The sequence below is a fragment of the Alicyclobacillus kakegawensis NBRC 103104 genome (assembly GCF_001552655.1).
GTDB classification, from domain to species: domain Bacteria; phylum Bacillota; class Bacilli; order Alicyclobacillales; family Alicyclobacillaceae; genus Alicyclobacillus_G; species Alicyclobacillus_G kakegawensis.
This window is the reverse complement of record NZ_BCRP01000005.1, coordinates 190,787-210,240: the sequence shown is the minus strand read 5'-3', so window position 1 is coordinate 210,240 and position 19,454 is coordinate 190,787. Positions and strand designations below refer to the sequence as shown.

The window sequence follows — 19,454 nt, the reverse complement described above, 5'->3', positions numbered from 1 at the left end:
GAGCTCGCACGTATCAAGAAATCTCTCCTCGACCTCCTTCAGATGTCGAGTTCTTCCAGCGGAGGTTCGTGGGACGCTTCTTCCACGAGAGCGAACAACTCCGGAGGCACATGCTCGCGCACTTCTTCTAGAGAGTCGTAGACCTCAAGCGTGGCCTCGCCCGACTGCCACCAGTCATATCGCCAACTTGAGTACTCCTCCGTCCAGTTCTCCGGGTCAGTCCAGACCGCCCAATTCGGAGACTTTCGACAGTGAATGGCAAATCGGCCACCCTGTGTTTTGTACACACTGAAAATGACCACCCTTTTCGGATCTGTCGTCGTATTCGCCCATCGAGTGAGCCGATAACCACGGAATCGTTTGAAGTGGCGGTTGCCGTGACGTCCCACGCGCACCGTGATCTTCTCGAATCCTTCCCTTCTTGCCTTCTCCTCCTTCACATACATCCTCAGGGCTTTGGCAATGGTTGCAGACAAATTATCTCCGAATTCTAGAGCTTGCTCGAACAGCGGCAGATCATCTTCGGCGACGTAAATGGTCTTATTTGGCATTTACAGCACCTCTGTTAGCAGATTTGTATTTATACGTATAAGTATATGCACAAAGAAACAGGCGTCAATTGAACAGGACTAAATATCAGTTCGAGTTTGAGGTTTGTTTAGAGTGATTTTTCGTGAAAATCACCGGATGTGTATGGAGAGACAAGATGCTGCCGGACTCAACAGGGTGGAAGACACATCCGTGCAAGAAAGTGCCTGTACACTTCTGCTCTTATTCGGGCACACTGTCGGGGCAGTGTCTGGGAGAATGGCTATCTCCATGCGCCTGTTGGTATGTATTCGGATAGGCCAGTGTCTTATACGCAATCTTGGCGCGGCCATGTCGGACTGCGCTGGCTGAACAGGCTTCAGTATGGAGAGCAAGTCATCCAGAAGTGTGGCCCGCATGCTTCCCGCGCACATTACACCTCTCCGCTTAGGTAATCCCTTCAGCAACTCCTACTTCGTCATCAGGAGTTCAATGCGGCGAGCCGCCTCCTGCATTTTTTCGATGCAGTCCTGGATAACGGCGCTCGTCATCCGGCTGTCCAATTGATACAAGCCGATGCCGGCCAAGACCTCTTGTTGATCACGAATCGGGACCGACAATGCTGTCACCCCCGGATTCATCTCGCCCCTGCTGATGGCGTATCCCTGCATGCGAATGCTTTCCAGTTGCTTTAAAAAGGTGGCGAAGTCGATTCTGGAGGTACCATACTCGGGGTCAAATCCTTCTCGGAGTTGGTCTTCGCTGAGCCCAGAATAGGCAGCAAGCAGTTTCCCGCCTGCGCCGGCGTTCAAGGGGTATGGCACGCCGATCCGCATGGACCAGCGCAGGGGGTGGCGGCTTTCAAACTGCAGCACCGTGAGTGTCTGCACGCCCACTCTGACGTTGAGGCAAACGGAAGCATCGGTGTCGTCCCGCAGTCCCCGCAGGACGGGGCCCGCTGCAGCCGTCAAGTCATTTCTTCCTAAAAAACCGTGGCAGAGCTTGAGAATGCCATAATCCAGCGCGTACTGGCGGGCGGATTCGTCCAGCCGCACCACGCCCTTGGCCGCCAGCGAGTTGAAAATGCGCTGCACAGTGCTCTTTGGAACGTCGAACAGGCGCGCTGCTTCCCGAACCCCCAACTTCTGGTCCCTAGACGCCAGGTATTCTAAAATATCCAAGGCCAAATCCACGTTTTTTACCCGATTCTGCTGTTCGTCTCCCGCTTGCATCGGTTCCAATTCACTCATGGTTTCACCTTTGCCACGCTGCAGTGGATTATACCCATAAGTGTAACACGCCGAGAGAATGGAAGTCTATCCCTGTATGGTAGAAAATTGTGAGTGAATCGTTTTGGGCGGCACAGCCGAAAAAGCAATTCCGCAACCAATCTGAACATTTGACGTGTTCTGGTCAAATAAACTATACTACTTATTAGGGACAGTGTCCCAAATAATGATGAATGGAGGTTTGTCTGTGTGGAATCATCCCGGATGATGAGTGTTCGGGGGACGAACATTCGACTGTTGGAGGGCGGCGCAGGCGATGCGCTCATCTACTTGCACGGAGCGACGGGGGGTGGACAGTGGCTGCCTTTCTTGGATCGGCTGGCGGCTCGGTTTCATGTGTACGCACCTGAGCACCCAGGGTTTGGTGCCAGCGATGATCTGCCGGAGATGGATTCCATTGAGGACCTAGCCTACTTCTATCTCGACTTCTTGGACACTCTGGGGCTGGATGGCGCCAGGTTCATCGGTTCGTCTCTCGGTGGCTGGTTGGCGGTGGAGATCGCAGCGATTGCTCCACACCGGGTGAGTCAGTTGATTCTGCTGGACGCCGCGGGCCTTCATGTCGAAGGTGTGAATGTTCCCGATCTGTTCATGCTGGACGACGAGCAAGTACTGGAGTTGACGATTCACAACCCAGAGTCTCTGGCCCAACGGAGGCAGGCGCTTATAGCCGCGGACGCGCGGCAGGCGGAGGTGATGGCGAGAAATCGAGCGACGGTTGCCAACCTGGCGTGGAATCCGTATTTCCACCGGCCTAAACTGCGCCATCGGTTGCATCGGATTCAGCTGCCGGTTCTTCTCATCTGGGGGGAGTTTGACCGCATTTTCCCGCCGGCCATCGGTGCGGAGTACGAACGACTGTTGCCGGACGCGAAGCTGCACATCATTCCAGAATGCGGGCATCTGCCGGCTCAGGAGCGGGTGGACGAAGTGGCCGAGAGGGCCATGCGTTTTTTGCTTGAGGGGGTCCGTTGACATGAAGTTTTTCTTTCAGCATCTCATGCCGTGGCCGCATGTTCCGCGGAACAACCCACATCCCCAGGCGTGGGTCACATATCCCCGGAAATATTACGATCCGACGCTGGGCGCGGATATCTATGAGGACTATCTCAGTCAGTACGAGTATGCGGAGCGGCTGGGTTTCGATGGTGTGTGCGTGAATGAACATCACCAGACTGCTTACGGCAACATGCCTTCTCCGAACATCATGGCCGCCGTCTTGGCCGTGCGGACAAAACGCGTGAAGATTGCCATACTGGGTAACGCCATTCCGCTCCGGCACGCGCCGCAGCGTATCGCGGAAGAGTTGGCCATGCTGGACCTGCTGAGCCGAGGCCGCATCATCTGCGGGTTTGTGCGTGGCATCGGGCCGGAATACCACTCGTTCTCGATGAACCCGACACAATCCCGGGAACGGTTCCGCGAGGCCCATGACCTCATCGTGCGGGCGTGGCTGGAACCCGAGCCGTTTGAGTTCTACGGCAAACACTATAAGTTCCGATACGTCAATCCGTGGCCGAGACCGCTGCAGCAACCGCATCCGCCCATTTGGATTCCGTCGCAGGGCAGCGTCGAGACGATCGACTGGGTGGCGGAGAAGCGCTATACCTACCTGCAGACCTACAGTTCCATAGAATCAGTCCGCCGTGTGTTTAACGAGTTCCGTACTGCGGCGCAAAGACACGGTTATGAGGCGAATCCGCATCAACTGGGGTGGGCATTGCCGATTTACTTATCCGACACGGAGGAGCGGGCGTATGAAGAGGCGAGAGGCCCGATGGAATACTTGTTCAACGAGGTCTTTCGGATGCCGCCCAGCGTGTTCTTTCCGCCTGGCTATCTGACGCCCCGTTCGATGAGCCGGGTCTTGGCGAACAAGAAGGGCCTGGGCACGGGGTACCTGTCGTTTGAAGAGCTCATTGACAAGGGCTACGCGATGGTCGGCACGCCCTCGTCGGTCCGGGAACGTCTCGCTGCCTATCAAAAGGAATTTGGATTTGGGAACCTGCTGGCCATGCTGCAGTTCGGCACACTCGCGCATCATTTGGCCCTGCGGAACATCGAATTGTTCGGGAAAGAAGTGATTCCGTACCTAAGGGAACTTGGGGAATCCAATGACGCAGAACGGGACTCCAATCGCAGCGTCGCGCAGCGGAGGTGACGGCAATGGATTCACGTACTTTTCGCAACATCGCTGGGTCATTCGCGACTGGGGTCACGGTGGTGACCACCAGGCGGGCCAATGGCGATCCGGTCGGCATGACGGTCAATTCGTTCACGTCCCTGTCTCTCGATCCCCTGTTGGTTCTGGTCACTATCGCGAAGAGTGCGAGTCTGTTTGACGATTTCGCCGGGGCGAGGGGATTCGTGGTCAACATCCTGTCGGCTACCCAGGAATGGGTTTCACGCCAGTTCGCCGCCAAGGGGGTTGATCGCTTCGCCGGTGTCGACTTTTCCGACGGTACCCTGGGATTGCCGGTGCTGGCTGGTGTGCTCGGATTCTTCGAGTGCCACACCGTGCAGCGCTACGATGGCGGGGACCACCTGATTCTCGTCGGCGAGGTGCGGGACGGGCAATGCACGAACGGAGAACCTCTCCTGTTCTACCAGGGACAGTACAGGCGGCTGACGCACACCCAGTCTGTCTCCTCTTAAGCTGGCGGCACCGAAACACCCACGAACCTTCGACCTTCAGCAAACGGAACAACTGAAGACCTAGTGTTCAATGCAAACAAGCGAAATAAGGATATAGAATAAAAAGAATTAACATTTATGTTTGACAATAATACGCGTGGTGTGCTATTTGTGATATGAGGGACAGTGTCCCGAATATTCTCGAAGCCGTTGCATGTATCGGCAATCGGGTGAAAGGAGGATTGATATGACAACGTCACCCGAGGTGAATGTAACCGCTGTCATTGACGTTGGCCGGCTGCGGGGAATTCAACTGGGCGTGATCCTGGTTTGTGGATTGGTCGCCACCCTGGATGGATTCGACCTGCAGAGCATTTCGTTTGTAGCTCCTGTCCTCACCAAACTTTGGGGAATCACGTCGGCAGAGCTAGGGCCGGTGTTCTCCGCCAGTCTCGCTGGTCTCATGATTGGCGCTCTGGTATCTGGCCCTGTCGCTGACCGCGTGGGGCGCAAAGCGGTGGTGGTGACCTCCGTGTTCGCCTTTGGCGTGTTTTCGCTGCTCACCGCCTTCTCCGGCAACGTCCAGGAATTGCTCATTTACCGTTTCCTGACAGGTCTCGGGCTCGGCGGATCGATGCCGAACGTGATTGCTCTGACCGCGGAGTATTCGCCCGAGCGTATCCGCCGGACGCTCATCACCACGATGTGGTTCGGAGTGCCCGTTGGGGTGGTCGCCGGGGGTCTCTTGGCGTCCTGGATGATTCCAGCCTTTGGTTGGCAATCGGTGTTTTATCTTGGCGGCGGAGTGCCTCTCGTCATCGGCTTCATTGCCCTCTTCGGCTTGCCAGAATCACTGCGCTTCCTCGTCAACCGAGGCGCGCGTGCGCAGCGCATGGTTGGAGTCGTCAAGCGTTTGAATCCGCAGCTGGATGTCACGCCCGATACGGTCTTCACGTTGCCTGAGCGGCGTTTGGAGGGGCTGCCGGTCAATCATCTGTTCCGGCACGGATACGCTGCCAGCACCTGTCTTCTGTGGGTGGCTTTCTTCATGAATTTGTTCATCAACTATTTCGTGACCAACTGGATGCCCACAGTGCTGCAGAAGGCAGGTTTGCCTCTCTCCAGTTCCATCGTTGGCTTGGTGGCCTTGGAGGCCGGCGGTTTGATTGGCGGGGTCGTCATCGGCCGTTGGGGGGACCGCGGAGACAGGAGCCTCAAGAACATCCTGGCCTGGGCCCTCTTATTGAACGCAGTGGCGATGGTTCTCATTCGTTCCACCCATGGCCTGGTCTTGCTCATGACGATGTTGTTTATCGCCGGCTTGCTGTTCATCGGTGCTCAGTTTGGCCTCAATGCCGTCGCCGCGACCATTTATCCCACGAGCATTCGGTCCACCGGGGTGGGTTGGGCGTTGGGAGTCGGGCGCTTGGGTTCGGTGATTGGGCCGTTGGTCGGCGGGGCCATCGTCGGTTATCTGCCCAATCCCACCGCGATGTTCGCGGTTGCGGCTGTACCGTCGGTGTTGGGCGGATTGGCGTTGATTGTGATGAGAACGGAGAAATGGTCGGGCGAGGCGTTGTCCAGCTGACCGTTCGGATCCAAGATTCGGTGAACAGGAGGGGACGCCATGCGGGCGCTCGTTTGGACCGGATCGCGGAAGCTGGCCATGGAGGACGTGGAGCGGCCGGCACCCGGACCCGGAGAGGTGGTGCTGCGGGTCTGCTACGCAGGCATATGCGGTTCCGATGTCTCGGGTTATCTCGGCCACAATCCGCTACGCCGGCCGCCGCTGGTGATGGGCCACGAGTTTACCGGCGTGGTCCACCTTCCAGGGCCTGGAGTGGAAAGCCTGCGCGCCGGGCAGACCGTCGTGGTGAACCCTCTCATCGGCTGCGGTTTGTGCGACCGTTGCCAGCGTGGTCAACCGCAACAGTGCCGGCGTCAGCGCATCATCGGCATTCATGAAGCGGGCGCGTTTGCTGATTTTGTCAAGGTGCCGGCTGCAGCCTGTCACCCTGTGCCGGACGCCTGGGCGGCGGTGGTGACGGAACCGTTGGCCTGCGCGGTGCGTGCGGTCCGGCGAGCGGGCATCGGACTAGGAGACCGGGTCGCCGTGTTCGGAGCCGGCGCGATAGGTCTGTTCTGCCTCCACGTGGCTCGCCTGTGCGGGGCGTCCCTGCGCGTATTGGTGGACGTGGATGACCGTCGGCTTGAGTTCGGCCGCGCTTTCGGGGCGACGCACACGGTCAACGCGCGGTCCCTGGAGCCTGTGGATGCGATTCTGGAGCTGGCGGGCGAAGGGGTCGACCAGGTCATTGAGGCAGTCGGCGTGCAAGAGACGCGGCGACAGGCCTTGGCGGTCACAGCCCGCGGTGGTCGCGCGGTGCTGCTCGGGCTGCACCAGCATGGCGCCAAGCTGCCCGTGAACGATCTGGTTCGGCGTGAACTGGAGGTGGTCGGCTCGGCCAGTTATACGGAGGAAGATTTTCAGGCAGCGCTGGGACTTGTCGACGATGGCCATCTCGTTGCCGGTGCTCCTTGGGCCGTCGTGCGGAACCTGGAGGAAGGGCCGACGGCGTTTGCAGAGTTGGTGGCAGGCCGTGAGGCAGCCGCCAAGGTCGTGTTGGCTGTGCACCCGCAAGAACGGTGAGCAAGGAGGGAAACAAGGGTGACTGTGTGGGACTGGCTTCGCCTGGACGGGAAGGTCGCCTTTGTAACGGGAGCCGGCAGCGGATTGGGCCGGGCAATCGCGGAGGCGATGGCGGAAGCGGGGGCTGACGTGGTGTGCGTCGACATCGACGAGGATGGTGCGGCGCGCACGGCGGAGCGAGTACAGACTCTTGGTCGCAGAGGGACCCCGGTGCAGGCCGACGTGTCGGAAGAGGCCGCGGTCATGCGAGCGTTTGTGACAGCCGTGGAGCAATTTGGACACGTGGACGTGGTGTTCGCCAACGCCGGAATCGGCGGGAAGGCTCCGCGCATCCCCGATCTGCCGTTGGAGTACTGGAATCGGGTGATTACCGTCAACCAGACGAGCGTGTTCCTGACCGTGCGCGAGGCGGCCCGCCACATGCGCCGGACGGGCGGTGGAAAGATTATCCTCACCGCTTCCATAGGTGGTTTAGTGGCTGAGGCCGACCTGAACTCGTTCGCCTACTCTGCTGCCAAGGGCGCTGTGATCAATATGGCTCGCGCTGCCGCCGTGCAATTGGCGCGCGACAACATACAGGTCAATGCCATCGCGCCCGGGATGTTCCTGACCCATCTCGGCGGCGGCCGGCTGCGCGCCGACACCGACGACCCGGAGGTGGCCGCCTTGCGCGACCGGCTGTTGGCCAAGATCCCGCTGCACCGGTTCGCGGAGCCGGACGAATTGAAAGGGTTGGCGGTCTACCTCGCTTCCGACGCTTCTCAATACACCACGGGAGCCATTTTCGTCGTGGATGGTGGGATGACGGCCCAATGATGGACGTCGGTGGAGGAGGGGGTGGGATGGTGCGCGTGAAAAACGTGTACCTTCCAGTCGCGGACATGGCTGCGGCTGTACGGTTTTACGAGAGCCTGTTGGGACTGGCTCCGCAGGTTGTCGACGGGGAGCGCTGGGCTCAGTTCAAGGTACAGGGCGTCACCTTCGCGTTGGGCGGGATGGGGGAAACCCCCGAGGGAGTAGACGCCGGTGGCGTGGTGACGTTTGAGGTGGAAGACCTGTGCGGTGCGGTGGAACGCCTGCGTTCCTGCGGAGTGACTGTCAGCCCGGTGCGGGACATGGGGGACCATGGTCGGACCTGTTGGTTCCGCGATCCGTTTGGCAACCCGGTCCAGTTATACGCTCGCTGAATCCTGCGCTTTTGGGGATTTTCTGCAAAGGAGCGATTTCCATGGATGTGTTCGTGTTTGACCTGTTGCCTTACGCGGAACAACTGGAGCACCTGAAGGTGGACGGTGAACTCCCGTGGCCTTTGCCCAAACACCACTTCAACCCCGAGGTGGCCGTGCAGACGTACGAAGAACACCTGTCAGCGTGGGAGGAGCTGGATCGGCTTGGGTACGACGGCGTCGGTTTCAACGAGCACCACACTTCCCCCTACGGCCTGATGAACTCGCCGAACCTCCTGGCCGCGGCCGCGGCCCAGCGGACGCAGCGGCTGAAGCTGTTGATGTACGGCAATCTCCTGCCGCTGCACAATCCGCTGCGCTTGGCGGAGGAGTTGGCGATGCTCGACTGCCTGTCCGGCGGCCGCATCATTTCCGGGTTTGCGCGCGGGATTCCCCGCGAGTATCGAGTGTTCAACATCCCGCCGCAAGAGTCGCGGGCGCGGTTTGAAGAGGCCTGGGAGATCATCCGGCGGGCGTGGACAGAGGAGGTGTTTTCGTTCGACGGGCAGTTCTGGCAGTACCGGGATGTGGCGCTGTGGCCGCGGCCGGTGCAGTCGCCGCATCCGCCGGTGTGGGTGCCGGTGACCAGCAGCAAGGAGACTATTGAGTGGGCGGCGCGCCACAACATCCCCATCACGCCGGGGCAGGGGGCCCACCGCGGGCTGCGGGAGGACATCATCCGCTATTATGCGCGCCATTTGGAGCAAAACGGGCACCGGATTACGCCCAGGCACCTGGTGCTGTCGTTGGACGTGTACGTTGCGGACAGCAAGGAACAAGCGTTCCGGGAAGCTGGCCCGTACTGGCACTACTTTTACACCACGCTGTTCAGTCACGGGAATGTGACGGACACTTCCGTGCAGTCGCGGTTTCAGTACGTCAGTTCGTCGGCGCACGACTACGTGCGGCCGGAGAACCGGGCCGCGGTGGCGGGGGCGCGGGAGTCATACCGCGGGCTGACGATGGAGGACCTGCGCCGTCAGGTGGAAGAGATGCCGTGGGGCAGCCCGGACGAGGTGCGAGACCGGATTCTCGACGAGGTGAAGCACGCGGGGGCGCACACGGTGCTGCTCAACTTCAACCGCGGGTCGTTGCCAAATGAACTGTTTGTGAATCAGATCCGGCGTTTTGCGGCGGAGGTTCTTCCGGCATTGCAGTCTTACCAGGTAACGAGCGTCCCGGCTGTCGAGGTGACAACAGGCGAATGAACGCGCCCAGGCGGACTTGTCTTCGGCCCCCTCTTCGAGAGTCCCGCCCGGATTGGTAAGCTTATCGGAGATAGCCCAAAGGACGCGATGAAATACAGTATTGCTGCCACGCGCCCCCGGCCAGACAAGGTGGGGGCGATTTGACGCTGAAGAGGCTGTCGAGAGTGTCTTGGCTATCATGGGCATCCTTATCCTGGCCACGGGCTTCGTGCATCCCGTGGCTGCATCTTTCATTGGCATTGCGAAAGGAACGCCTGTGTGGTATCTCATTAGTGAGTGATTACTCACTTTAAAGGGGCGGATGATATGCTCGGCAAAGGGAGCCGCGAAGAAGGATGGGGAATCCAAGTCAGCCACGTGGACCGCAAGTTTGGCAAGAGGCTGGTGCTGCAAGACATCCATTTTGAAGTCAAGCCCGCAGAGATATTCGGGCTGTTGGGCCCCAGCGGATCGGGAAAGACGACGCTGGTCAAGCTCATGGCTGGAATCGATCGGCCTACGAGTGGAACGGTGGTCGTCGGCGGGGTACAGATGCCCCGGCTCGACATGTTGGGGAAAATCGGATATATGGCGCAATCGGACGCGCTGTACGCAGAGCTTACCGCGAAAGAGAATCTGGACTTTTTCGCATCCTTGTTCGGCCTGAGGGGCAGGGGACGCAGGCGTCGAATCGAGGAAGTCATGGAGCTTGTCCACCTCACCGATTCCATGAAAAAGCGGGTGTCGACGTATTCTGGCGGGATGAAACGACGGCTGTCCCTGGCCATCGCGATGCTCCATCGGCCGCGGATTCTCATTTTGGACGAGCCGACGGTTGGCATCGATCCCGCCTTGCGCGTGTCCATCTGGAATGAATTGCGGGACATGAGTCAATCCGGAACGACCATCTTGGTCACAACCCATGTCATGGACGAGGCGGAGAAATGTCATCGTCTGGGTATGCTGCGGGACGGACGGCTGATTGCCGTCGGCACACCAGGTGAGCTGAAGGCAAACGCCAACGTCACGACAATTGAAGAGGCGTTCCTCGCCTTTGGAGGTGTTCGGGGATGAGGGTTTGCGCCCTGGTTGTCCGGATTTGGCGTCAATTCCTGCATGACAAACGGACCCTGATGCTGATGCTGGTGGCGCCCATCCTGATTCTGACCCTTGTTTCTCTCGTTTTCAACGGCAACACCTACAAGCCCAAAATCGGCACCGTCGATGTGCCGGCGATGGTGACGCAGCGCCTGGCCCATGAGGACGTGAGCCTGGTTTCGTATTCGTCAACGAACAGCGCGCTTGAGGCATTGAAGACGCAGACCATCGACGCCTACATCAGCTGGCAAGACGGAAGGCCCGCTGTCGTTTTGGAAGGCAGCGATCCGTCCAAGAACAAGGCGATTCTCCTCGACCTTCAACAAATGGCCGAGGCCTCCTCGCGCGGCCCAACCGGCATCCAGCCCAAAATCACGTATCTGTACGGATCGGCCAATATGTCATCCTTTGACAACTTCGGCCCTGTTCTCATTGGTTTCTTCGCGTTCTTCTTTGTCTTTCTGGTTGCGGGGATCTCCTTCCTGAAGGAGCGCACCACGGGCACACTCCAGCGCCTCGTGGCCACGCCGATTCGGCGTTGGGAAATCGTGGCGGGCTACGTCGCCGGATTTGGGTTGTTCACCACCATCCAGGCCATTCTGATAGCATGGTTTTGTGTCGACATCCTGGGCATGATGATGAATGGAAGGCTCATCAACCTGTTGTTGATCACCCTGCTTTTGTCTATCACCGCGCTGACGCTGGGGACGTTTCTATCGTCGTTCGCCAACTCTGAGTTTCAAATGATGCAGTTCATCCCGCTGGTCATCGTACCGCAGGTGTTCTTTTCTGGGCTGTTCAACATTGATACCATGGCGGTGTGGCTCCGTTGGCTGAGCAAGATCATGCCCCTCTACTACGGCGCAGACGCCATGCGAAACGTGATGATTCGGGGCAAAGGGTTTACTGACATCGTGATGGATTTGGCCGTACTGCTGGCGTTCTCGCTCGTTTTCATGGTGCTGAACGTGTTGACGTTGCGCAAGTATCGGCACGTGTAGCCGGTGATGGGGGTGAAGCCATGGCTGAGGAGATGGAACAGTGGCTGTCTTCCCTGCTTCGTCTCACCGATGAAGAAGAGAAGATGACGGAAAAGCAGATCAAAATCATTCAGGCCGCCGTGGACATTTTTGCGGACAAAGGGTACGCGTCGACGTCGACAAGCGAGATCGCCCAGCGAGCCGGTGTGGCGGAGGGCACGATTTTCCGTCACTACAAAACGAAGAAAGACCTCCTCTTGTCCATAATCGCGCCTGTGATGTCGAAGCTCGTCGCGCCGTTCGTGCTTCGCGATTTGCACCAAGTCCTGGATACGGAATACGAGCGGTTTGAGGACTTTCTGCGGGCGATGATGCGCAACAGGTTGGAGTTTGTTGTCAAACACGCGCCGATTGTGAAGATCATGCTGCATGAGATCCCGTTTCATCCCGAGCTGCAAAGCCAGTTCAAGGAGCAGCTGTTCCCCCAGGTCGGCGAGCGCCTGAAGCGCATCATCACGCATTTTCAGTCCCGCGGGGATCTCATCGAAATGCCCCCGTTCGCTCTTCTGCGAATGAGTGTGTCCGCCATTATGGGCTACATTTTCACGCGCTGCTATCTCTTTCCGGAGCATGATTGGAACGATCAGGAAGAGATTGAGCGTGTGGTGAATTTCATCATGCACGGATTGGCGCCGAGGAAGGAATGATTCTCCCCCGACGCGTCCTTCCGAAAGGCTTGCCGTCGTCGCGAGGTACGTTAGCCCCCCGGCCGGGCCGCGCGCAACTCGATTTGATGATTGGGGAGGCCGATTCGGTGATCTATGGCAGCGTCGTGTACGGTGAGTGGGTGGAGCGGATGAACCGCTTCCTGGCCCGCGTTCGTGTGGACGGGCAGGTCGAGCGGGTGCACGTCAAGAACACCGGACGGCTGCGGGAGTTGTTCGTACCGGGCCGGACAGTGGCGCTGGAAGCAGCGGATCGATCCGGCCGCAGGACCCGGTACTCGGTCATTGCCGTACGCGCGGGGAAGCAGTGGGTGAATGTGGACTCGCAAGCGCCCAACCGGGTGGTCAGTGAGGCGCTTATGGCCGGGCAGCTGGCGGAGTTCGGGACCGCGTCTGGCGTGACGCGAGAGGTGCGGTACGGGCAGTCCCGGTTTGACATCTCCTACGAGTCGCCCCGGGCGCGCGGGTTCATCGAGGTGAAGGGCGTCACCCTCGTCGCCGACGGTGTGGCCAAGTTTCCGGATGCGCCGACGGACAGGGGGACTAGGCACATCTATGAACTGGTCGACGCGGTCCGAAACGGCTACGAGGGGACCGTCTTCTTCCTGATTCAAAGGCAGGACGCCCGGGCGTTCGCACCCAATCGGGAGATGGACGCGAAATTCGCGGAGGCCCTGGAATTTGCCGCGCGGCACGGGGTTCGTGTCCTGGCCTACGGATGCCGGGTCGAGGCCGACCGGCTTCAGCTGGGCGACCCCGTGCCTGTGCAGCTCACTTGATTCGTCACCTACAGCGACATCTCTCGCCGGCGGAAGCCAGCGACGGCGGCGGCAAACAGCGCCGCGGCTGCGAGGGCGAGCCAGAGTGAGGTGGAGACAACGGGACCACGCCCGTGAATCAGGTCCTGCGGCTGGAAGACCGTGAACACGGACAGGTACTTGAGCCGGGACACGTGGTCGCCCAGGGCACTGACCATCTTGAACGCAAAGAACACCATCGTGAGGCCCGCGGACATGCCGGCGGCGGTGCGTTCATCCCGGGCGAGGCTGGAGAAGAGGAAGCAATAGCCCGCAATCACGCAGAAGAGCAGAACGCCTACGATGTTCATTTCGACAAAGTGCCGGACGTTCAGGTTGGGGCTGGCGACGAGCCAATCCACTCCCAGGATGCCGGCGAGGGTGCTCACACCGCCGATGACCACGATGCCGACGGCCAACACAGCGGCCTCAGTCAAGGCCACCCTGGTTCGCGAGACCGGTGTCGACAACAGATACGCCATCGATCCGTTGTCTACACTGCGCGCCATGAGTTTGGTGGCTGTCGTCACGGTATAGATGGCGAGGATAATCAAGTAGATGAGTCCGTAAAATTCGCCCGCGAGGAAGTCTCCCACTTGCGAGACGCCGGATTGGTACCCGATGACCTGCAGCATCCCGGGCGGCAAACTTTGCAACAGGGAGTTGAGCGCCGACGACTTGGCCAGCGACGGATACACGCCGATAAAGAGCCACAGATAGACGCTCGTGCCCAGTGCGTAACTCAGGATTGTAGGCGTATGGATCTTCAGGGTGGTTCGGAAAAGAGCCGCGCTCACTTATAACGCCTCCTGTCCAGCGTAATAGTGCATGAAGATCTCCTCCAATCCCAAATCCCGGGTGGTCATGCCTGTGACGTCGCACTGGGACAGGGCTTTGACGAAGCGGTTGTAATCCCCTCGCACCTCGATGTCGATTTCGTCGCCTCGCGTTTGCACGATTCGACATCCCGTTCTCTGCAGCTTCTGCACGTCTTCCCGGCCCGCCAGCTGCACCGTGAACACCCTGCGTTGGTGGGCGCGCAGGTCTTTCACGTCTTCCACGGCGACAATCCGCCCGTCCTTGAGGATGCCGACCCTGTCGCAGACGCGCTCCACTTCCGGAAACAGGTGCGAGGACAGCAAGACGGTGGCGCCCCGCCGCTTGTCCTCCTCAACCAGTTCCAGAAACCGCTGTTGCATCAGCGGATCCAGCCCGGATGTCGGCTCATCCAGGATCAAGACTTCAGGTCGGTGCATGAAGGCAGCCACGATGCCCAGTTTTTGTTTCGTCCCCTTTGACATTTTTGGAATCGGCATGCGGACGTCGAGTTCAAACCGCTCTATGAGTTCGTCTCGTCGCGTCACATCCTGGAGTTTCCTCATCCCTCCAAGCAGACGCAGAAACCTCATCCCGTTCATACCTTCCATGAAGCTCAACTCGCCGGGCAGGTATCCAACCATCTCATGTACCCGCGTCGCTTCCTGCCAACAATCATGCTGGCCAACGGTGGCGGCGCCGGAATCCGGACGGAGAAATCCCATGAGGATGCGGAGGGTCGTGGACTTTCCCGCCCCGTTCGGTCCCAGGTAGCCAAAGACCTCCCCCTTTTGGATGTCGAGGGACAGGTCGAAGATGCCCCGGCCACTGCGAAATCTCTTGGTGACTTGGCGGAGACGTATCACTGTTGATGGACCTCCTTGTATACACCGCGCTTGATGATGTCCAGGTACACGTCCAGCTCGTCGTGCAGCCGCTGAAAGGATGCCTCGAAGTTCTCATCCACTGCGTCCGGAATTTGGCTGATGTACGCCTCCCGAAACCCTCGCGTCATGCATTCAACGATGAAGAAGATCTGTTCCCACCGCAGTCCGTCGCGCAGCTTGCCCGGAGGGAGCAGCGCCGCGATCTGGGCCATATATTGCTGCGTCGTGGCGGTGATGGCGTCCATCACCTTCGCGTATACAGGGTGTTCCGGTTCTTTGGCTATTCGCGCCAAAAACCGATAGATGAGTGGGTGCTTTTGGCTGAATCGGATTTTGCGCATGGTGACTTCCTTCAACCAATGAAACGGATCGTCGAAGGATGTCGCGTCCTCTGCAGGAAACGCATCGACATAAGCTTTGAGCGCAATCTCCACAACATACAGGAACAGGGATTCTTTGTCGTCGAAGTACTTGAACAGCACTCCCTTGGAAATCCTGGCCTGCTCCACGATGCGGTTGGTCGAAGCCCGGTCATACCCGTTCTCCGCGAACTCTCGGAGACTCGCCTGGACAATCTGCCCTTGTTTCTCCATGGGTAGGTTCAAAAACTGCGGAGAGGGCACACGTGTCACCTCCAGTTCTGGATGGGTTGCGGCCTGGACCAGGCCTGGCTCGGTCACGAGGGCGATGGCCGGCGGCCGATGGTCTGACCTGCAAAAGGGTGATGATGCAGCTGCCGTGACCATGTGGTCACGAGAGATGATAGCGGGTTGGAGGTGGGGAGTCAAGGGGGAGGTTGTCTGGAGACGGGTCATGTAGCAAACAGTTGCGTGTGGTTTTGTGTCATTGTAGGAAGCGCAGAGAAGTATGTGCACACATAGCACGGCAGGCAGGTGAGGCACGATCGGGTGCATGATCGAAGGAGTCTTATACGACATTTTTAGGGAATCTGCATCAATGCTCGCGCGGATGTGAAGCCGTTGTTGATACGCACAAGATCCGTCCGCCGTCATGAGCAACGAAAGACTCATTTATTCCCGTGGAAAATGGAAACCTGTATTGTTCTGATGCACAGCTCTCGGCTTCCTGCAGTTACGGGATTTCGATATTCGTGTGAAGACCGAGGATGGAGGAGGAAGTCTCACGAAATTGAGGGGCTCAAGGGAATGCGAGGATGACTTGATATTTGCTGGTGGAACCATGGCGGAATCAAAATTAATTCAGCAGTGCGGTATAGCAGGCTTTCATCTCTATAAATCTGAATAATGTCACCTGTTTATTCGTCCTCAAGGGCCTGTGGCGCTGGAGGATTGGAGACCCATCCGTGGGGAGTGAGCGTCTGTCCGCTCCGTAAGACTTCTCAGGTCGCCAGCGCTGGCCTGCACCTGGCCAGTGCTTTCATCCGGCTGGTCATCCGCTCCCAACACCAGCCATAGCGCATCCCACATTCTATCCAAGAGGGGCGGAGGGCTCATTTTGTGTACCATCCCTTTTTACAGACACAACTTCAACTGTCCATGTCAGGTTCGAAATAACCTAAGAGGTTATTGACGAAAGTAAATAAATATCATATACTTTCTGATCGTAAACCCTAAATATCCTATTTGTTTACTATGCATTCCGCAATCCTGTCTTGATGTATCCCGATTTGGCATGAATTTGTTGCCTCTATGGATATCTCTGCAATCCAAGGATGCAGCCACAATACGTTGACGTCCATCTCGTCATCAGCTCAGATAAAACGCGGAGGAATAATCGGAGGAATAGTCAATGAAGCGTGTAATAGCGATGTGGCTCGTTACCGTGGTTCTGATTGTCTTTCTGTACGTGGGAATGACCGCGCTTTGTATGAATCACGTAAAACCGACTGTGCTCGGTATGCCGTTGCTGTACTTCTGGTTTGTCTTAGTACCTTTACTCAGTCCACTTATTCTCGGTGCTCTGTATTTGTATGATCTTCGGCATAATCCACAGTTGGAATACGATCAGCAGGAAAAGGGATGAAATAACATGTCTGTGGCAACTGTCATTCTGGGATCAAGTCTATTCATCGTATTCCTCATCACCTTGCTGGGTGCTTTTTCGGGCAGGTTACAGTCGAAGGACCTCGAGGGCTGGCTTGTGCATAGTAGGAGAATGGGTTCCTTCTTGGTATGGTTTCTCTTGGGCAGCGAGATCTACACGGCATTCACCTTTGAAGGGCTAGCTGGGTATGCGTATAAAAATGGGGCCGCCGCCTTCTACAACGTAGCTCTGAATGACGTGGCCTATGCTGTTGGATTTTTCGTGTTGCCAACCATTTGGCTGATTGGTAGGCGCTTTCGCTATGTCACTCAATCAGATTTCATCGCGGGTAGGTATCAAAGCAAGACACTCGGGATTTTCGTTGCCTTTACCAGCGCCATTATTATGATTGCCTACATCGATTTGAACATCACTGGCCTTTCGGCAGTCATTCAGGTCATTGGTAACGGTGCTATCTCTGATCTGTGGTCGGACGTGATTGGTTTTCTAATTCTTGCGCTCGCAGTGTTCCTTGGAGGAATTCGCGGCAATGCCCTCCAGGCGACGGTTAAGGACATGCTCATGTTTATTTCGATTGGTGTCCTGTTTGTCGTCATTCCCATCCACTACTTCGGTTCTTTTGGAATCATGTATAGCCAGTTCGTGCAGAAAATACCTTCCTACTTTGTATTGCCGGGGGTTTCTAAACATCTTGGGGTGGCATGGTTGATTACGACGGTTATCCTCAATGGCATAGGTCAATGGATGTGGCCGCAGTGGTTTGGTGTAGCATTTACCGCAAAGAGCCCAAGGACACTAAAATTGCAAGCCGTGTTCATGCCATTTTATCAACTGGTAAAGGTCGGAGTCATCACAATCGGATTTGCAGCGGTGTTGATCCTCGGTACATCGAAGCAAATCAACGGCAACAACGTTGTTATGATGTTGGCTACGAAGACATTTCCGGCGTGGTTCGTGGTTCTCTTTACTGTTGCGGCGATGTTGTCCGCCATCATTCCGGCAGGGCCAATTATCATGACATCATCTGGTCTTTTGGCGCGAAATGTGCTCCAAGCCCTAAGACCGTCCATGGGTGAAGAAACCGTATACTGGGTGACTCGTCTGCTCGTCTTCCCGTTAACCATTATCGCATTGATTCTTACACTGGTAGTTCCTTCCTTGATTGTATCCATCTTGCTCGTGGCTTATGATTTTATTTCACAATTCTTCCCGGCCGTGGTGATAGGTGGACTGTTCTGGCGCCGAGCGACCAAAGAGGGAGTTTTCGCCGGACTTATCACTGGGTGGCTGGTCACGGCCTACCTTGTTCTCACAAATCACGATCCGATTGGTGGTTGGAATGCAGGGTTTGTAGCCTTACTGGCCAACCTAGCCGTTTTCGTAGTGGTGAGTTTGCTGACGAAACCTGTTCCACGAACGCATCTAAATGAGTTTTACATGGGAGCCTTCCCGCAGGAGTCTCGACACGCAATGGGGAATGTCGCGCAACAGGCTGGTGATTGACCATCATGAGGCGTGTGCAACGAACTGTCATGAGTCTGTCAGGTAGCCGGCCTTGAACCCTCTTTCGTCTTTGGTTCGTTGTGCCTTGAGCTTTTGTGCTTAAAGGTGAGCGTTCCTCGTATGAATCAATGCCGATCGTTATCTCCATGCCAATCTGAGGGGGGCAGTTCCGTATTACAACGGAACAAAGCATCAGTACTTGGCCTGCGGCAATGCCCCCCGGACACGTTGCCCGGCTAGGGCGCAGCGAGACTGGGTTTGCCAATCAGCCTCCCTCAACCGTTCTTTGATGCTGAATCCGATTCATCCTTTTTCACCGCCACAATCAGTGCCCGGTTGCCGACGACATACAGCGGTGCGGGGACGAGGCCGGCGGCCCGCAGCCATTGCAGGTGCTGTTCCACAGTGGCTGGCCGGTCGCCCCGGTCCTGCACGCGCTGTTGGTGCTCCTCGTAGCTTGCGCCTTCATGGGCGGCCCAGGCCGAATCATGCAGCGCGTCCATGTGTGACCAGAGAGCCTGCATCGGCTCCCACACGGCGGCATCCACCTGCACCCGGTCGAGCAGCGCGAACACGCCGCCCGGGCGCAGCACGCCAGCCGCCCATTTGTACACGCCCGGCATTTGTTCGTGCAGCAGGTGGTGCAGGGACTGGACGGCCAGCACGCACCCGTAGCGCGCCTGCGGGGGATGCCACCCCGCCAGGTCGAGCAAATCGCGCGTCACCGACACAAACCGGTCTGCGTAAGGCGCAAGCCGCTCGCGCGCCAATTCCATCATCGCCTCAGATCGGTCGACGCCGAGCACACGTACCTCAGGCAAGCGCGGAAACAAAAACGCCTCCACCTTGCCCGATCCGTACCCGAGATCGATCACCCACTCGCCTGGCTGAAGGATGCACGCCAGCACGGATGCCAGCGCGTCCAGCTGGTAGGGACGCAGGGGATTGGCCTCGTTTCCCCGCGCGTCCCAGGCCCGGGCCACGGTTGGGTCTCGCCATTCCTGATACGCCATAGATTTCCTCGCGCTCCTCTCGGACCGCGCGCCGGCTCGGGCGTCCGAACGCGGCGCGCACGCTTTTTCCCGCAGTCTACCCCACCAACAGGCGGG

20 protein-coding genes are annotated in these 19,454 nt (G+C 57.9%); 14 read left to right on the top strand and 6 right to left on the bottom strand.

The features are described from left to right. Positions 1-38 precede the first annotated feature (38 nt). Positions 39-551, bottom strand: coding sequence for an EXLDI protein (locus tag AK2_RS06175; protein ID WP_067932468.1), 513 nt, complete (start codon positions 549-551; stop codon positions 39-41). Between the two features lie 447 nt (positions 552-998). After that, on the bottom strand, positions 999-1,778 hold the full coding sequence (locus AK2_RS06170; RefSeq protein ID WP_067932465.1) for an IclR family transcriptional regulator: 780 nt from the start codon (positions 1,776-1,778) through the stop codon (positions 999-1,001). A gap of 228 nt (positions 1,779-2,006) precedes the next feature. Between AK2_RS06170 and AK2_RS06165 the strand changes: the two genes are divergently transcribed. The 12 genes from AK2_RS06165 (at position 2,007) to sfsA (ending at position 13,096) form a co-directional block, all read left to right on the top strand. After that, a complete protein-coding gene (locus AK2_RS06165; RefSeq protein ID WP_067932463.1) occupies positions 2,007-2,792 on the top strand; it encodes an alpha/beta fold hydrolase in 786 nt (261 codons plus the stop codon). A 1-nt stretch (position 2,793) separates the two neighbouring features. Next, positions 2,794-3,978, top strand: coding sequence for an LLM class flavin-dependent oxidoreductase (locus AK2_RS06160; RefSeq protein WP_067932461.1), 1,185 nt, complete (start codon positions 2,794-2,796; stop codon positions 3,976-3,978). A 5-nt stretch (positions 3,979-3,983) separates the two neighbouring features. After that, the gene (locus tag AK2_RS06155) at positions 3,984-4,472 is read left to right on the top strand and encodes a flavin reductase family protein (RefSeq protein WP_067932459.1); all 489 of its coding nucleotides are present in this window, start codon (positions 3,984-3,986) and stop codon (positions 4,470-4,472) included. A gap of 226 nt (positions 4,473-4,698) precedes the next feature. Next, a complete protein-coding gene (locus AK2_RS06150; RefSeq protein WP_067932457.1) occupies positions 4,699-6,039 on the top strand; it encodes an MFS transporter in 1,341 nt (446 codons plus the stop codon). A gap of 39 nt (positions 6,040-6,078) precedes the next feature. After that, the gene (locus AK2_RS06145) at positions 6,079-7,101 is read left to right on the top strand and encodes a zinc-dependent alcohol dehydrogenase (protein WP_067932455.1); all 1,023 of its coding nucleotides are present in this window, start codon (positions 6,079-6,081) and stop codon (positions 7,099-7,101) included. Between the two features lie 18 nt (positions 7,102-7,119). After that, complete coding sequence (locus AK2_RS06140) at positions 7,120-7,917, top strand: SDR family NAD(P)-dependent oxidoreductase (protein WP_067932453.1); 798 nt, start codon at positions 7,120-7,122, stop codon at positions 7,915-7,917. 26 nt (positions 7,918-7,943) lie between these two features. Beyond that, a complete protein-coding gene (locus tag AK2_RS06135; RefSeq protein WP_067932451.1) occupies positions 7,944-8,288 on the top strand; it encodes a VOC family protein in 345 nt (114 codons plus the stop codon). A 41-nt stretch (positions 8,289-8,329) separates the two neighbouring features. Then, complete coding sequence (locus AK2_RS06130; protein ID WP_067932449.1) at positions 8,330-9,535, top strand: LLM class flavin-dependent oxidoreductase; 1,206 nt, start codon at positions 8,330-8,332, stop codon at positions 9,533-9,535. 306 nt (positions 9,536-9,841) lie between these two features. Then, complete coding sequence (locus AK2_RS06120; protein WP_067932445.1) at positions 9,842-10,588, top strand: ABC transporter ATP-binding protein; 747 nt, start codon at positions 9,842-9,844, stop codon at positions 10,586-10,588. Next, a complete protein-coding gene (locus AK2_RS06115) occupies positions 10,585-11,613 on the top strand; it encodes an ABC transporter permease (protein WP_067932444.1) in 1,029 nt (342 codons plus the stop codon). The genes AK2_RS06120 and AK2_RS06115 overlap by 4 nt, the downstream gene beginning before the upstream one ends. 20 nt (positions 11,614-11,633) lie before the next feature. Continuing rightward, complete coding sequence (locus tag AK2_RS06110) at positions 11,634-12,299, top strand: TetR/AcrR family transcriptional regulator (RefSeq protein WP_067932442.1); 666 nt, start codon at positions 11,634-11,636, stop codon at positions 12,297-12,299. A 107-nt stretch (positions 12,300-12,406) separates the two neighbouring features. Next, complete coding sequence (sfsA, locus tag AK2_RS06105) at positions 12,407-13,096, top strand: DNA/RNA nuclease SfsA (RefSeq protein ID WP_067932440.1); 690 nt, start codon at positions 12,407-12,409, stop codon at positions 13,094-13,096. Between the two features lie 8 nt (positions 13,097-13,104). On the opposite strand, the gene AK2_RS06100 is transcribed toward sfsA, so the two are convergent. From AK2_RS06100 to AK2_RS17095, 3 genes are read right to left on the bottom strand one after another with little or no spacing between them, the layout of a single operon-like run. After that, positions 13,105-13,911 carry an ABC transporter permease subunit gene (locus tag AK2_RS06100; protein WP_067932438.1) on the bottom strand — a complete coding sequence of 269 codons (807 nt, stop codon included), beginning with the start codon at positions 13,909-13,911 and terminating at the stop codon, positions 13,105-13,107. Further along, complete coding sequence (locus tag AK2_RS06095; RefSeq protein WP_067932436.1) at positions 13,912-14,796, bottom strand: ABC transporter ATP-binding protein; 885 nt, start codon at positions 14,794-14,796, stop codon at positions 13,912-13,914. After that, positions 14,793-15,440, bottom strand: coding sequence for a TetR/AcrR family transcriptional regulator (locus AK2_RS17095; protein WP_067932435.1), 648 nt, complete (start codon positions 15,438-15,440; stop codon positions 14,793-14,795). The genes AK2_RS06095 and AK2_RS17095 overlap by 4 nt, the downstream gene beginning before the upstream one ends. Before the next feature lie 1,147 nt (positions 15,441-16,587). Here AK2_RS17095 and AK2_RS06080 point away from each other — a divergent pair. Together AK2_RS06080 and AK2_RS06075 are read left to right on the top strand one after the other, a co-directional pair. After that, positions 16,588-16,821 (top strand): hypothetical protein, encoded by a 234-nt coding sequence (locus AK2_RS06080; protein ID WP_217994672.1) that lies wholly within the window; start codon positions 16,588-16,590, stop codon positions 16,819-16,821. A 6-nt stretch (positions 16,822-16,827) separates the two neighbouring features. Further along, on the top strand, positions 16,828-18,345 hold the full coding sequence (locus AK2_RS06075) for a sodium:solute symporter family protein (RefSeq protein ID WP_067932431.1): 1,518 nt from the start codon (positions 16,828-16,830) through the stop codon (positions 18,343-18,345). Between the two features lie 275 nt (positions 18,346-18,620). On the opposite strand, the gene AK2_RS06070 is transcribed toward AK2_RS06075, so the two are convergent. Then, the gene (locus AK2_RS06070; RefSeq protein ID WP_067932429.1) at positions 18,621-19,358 is read right to left on the bottom strand and encodes a class I SAM-dependent methyltransferase; all 738 of its coding nucleotides are present in this window, start codon (positions 19,356-19,358) and stop codon (positions 18,621-18,623) included. Between the last annotated feature and the right edge of the window lie 96 nt (positions 19,359-19,454).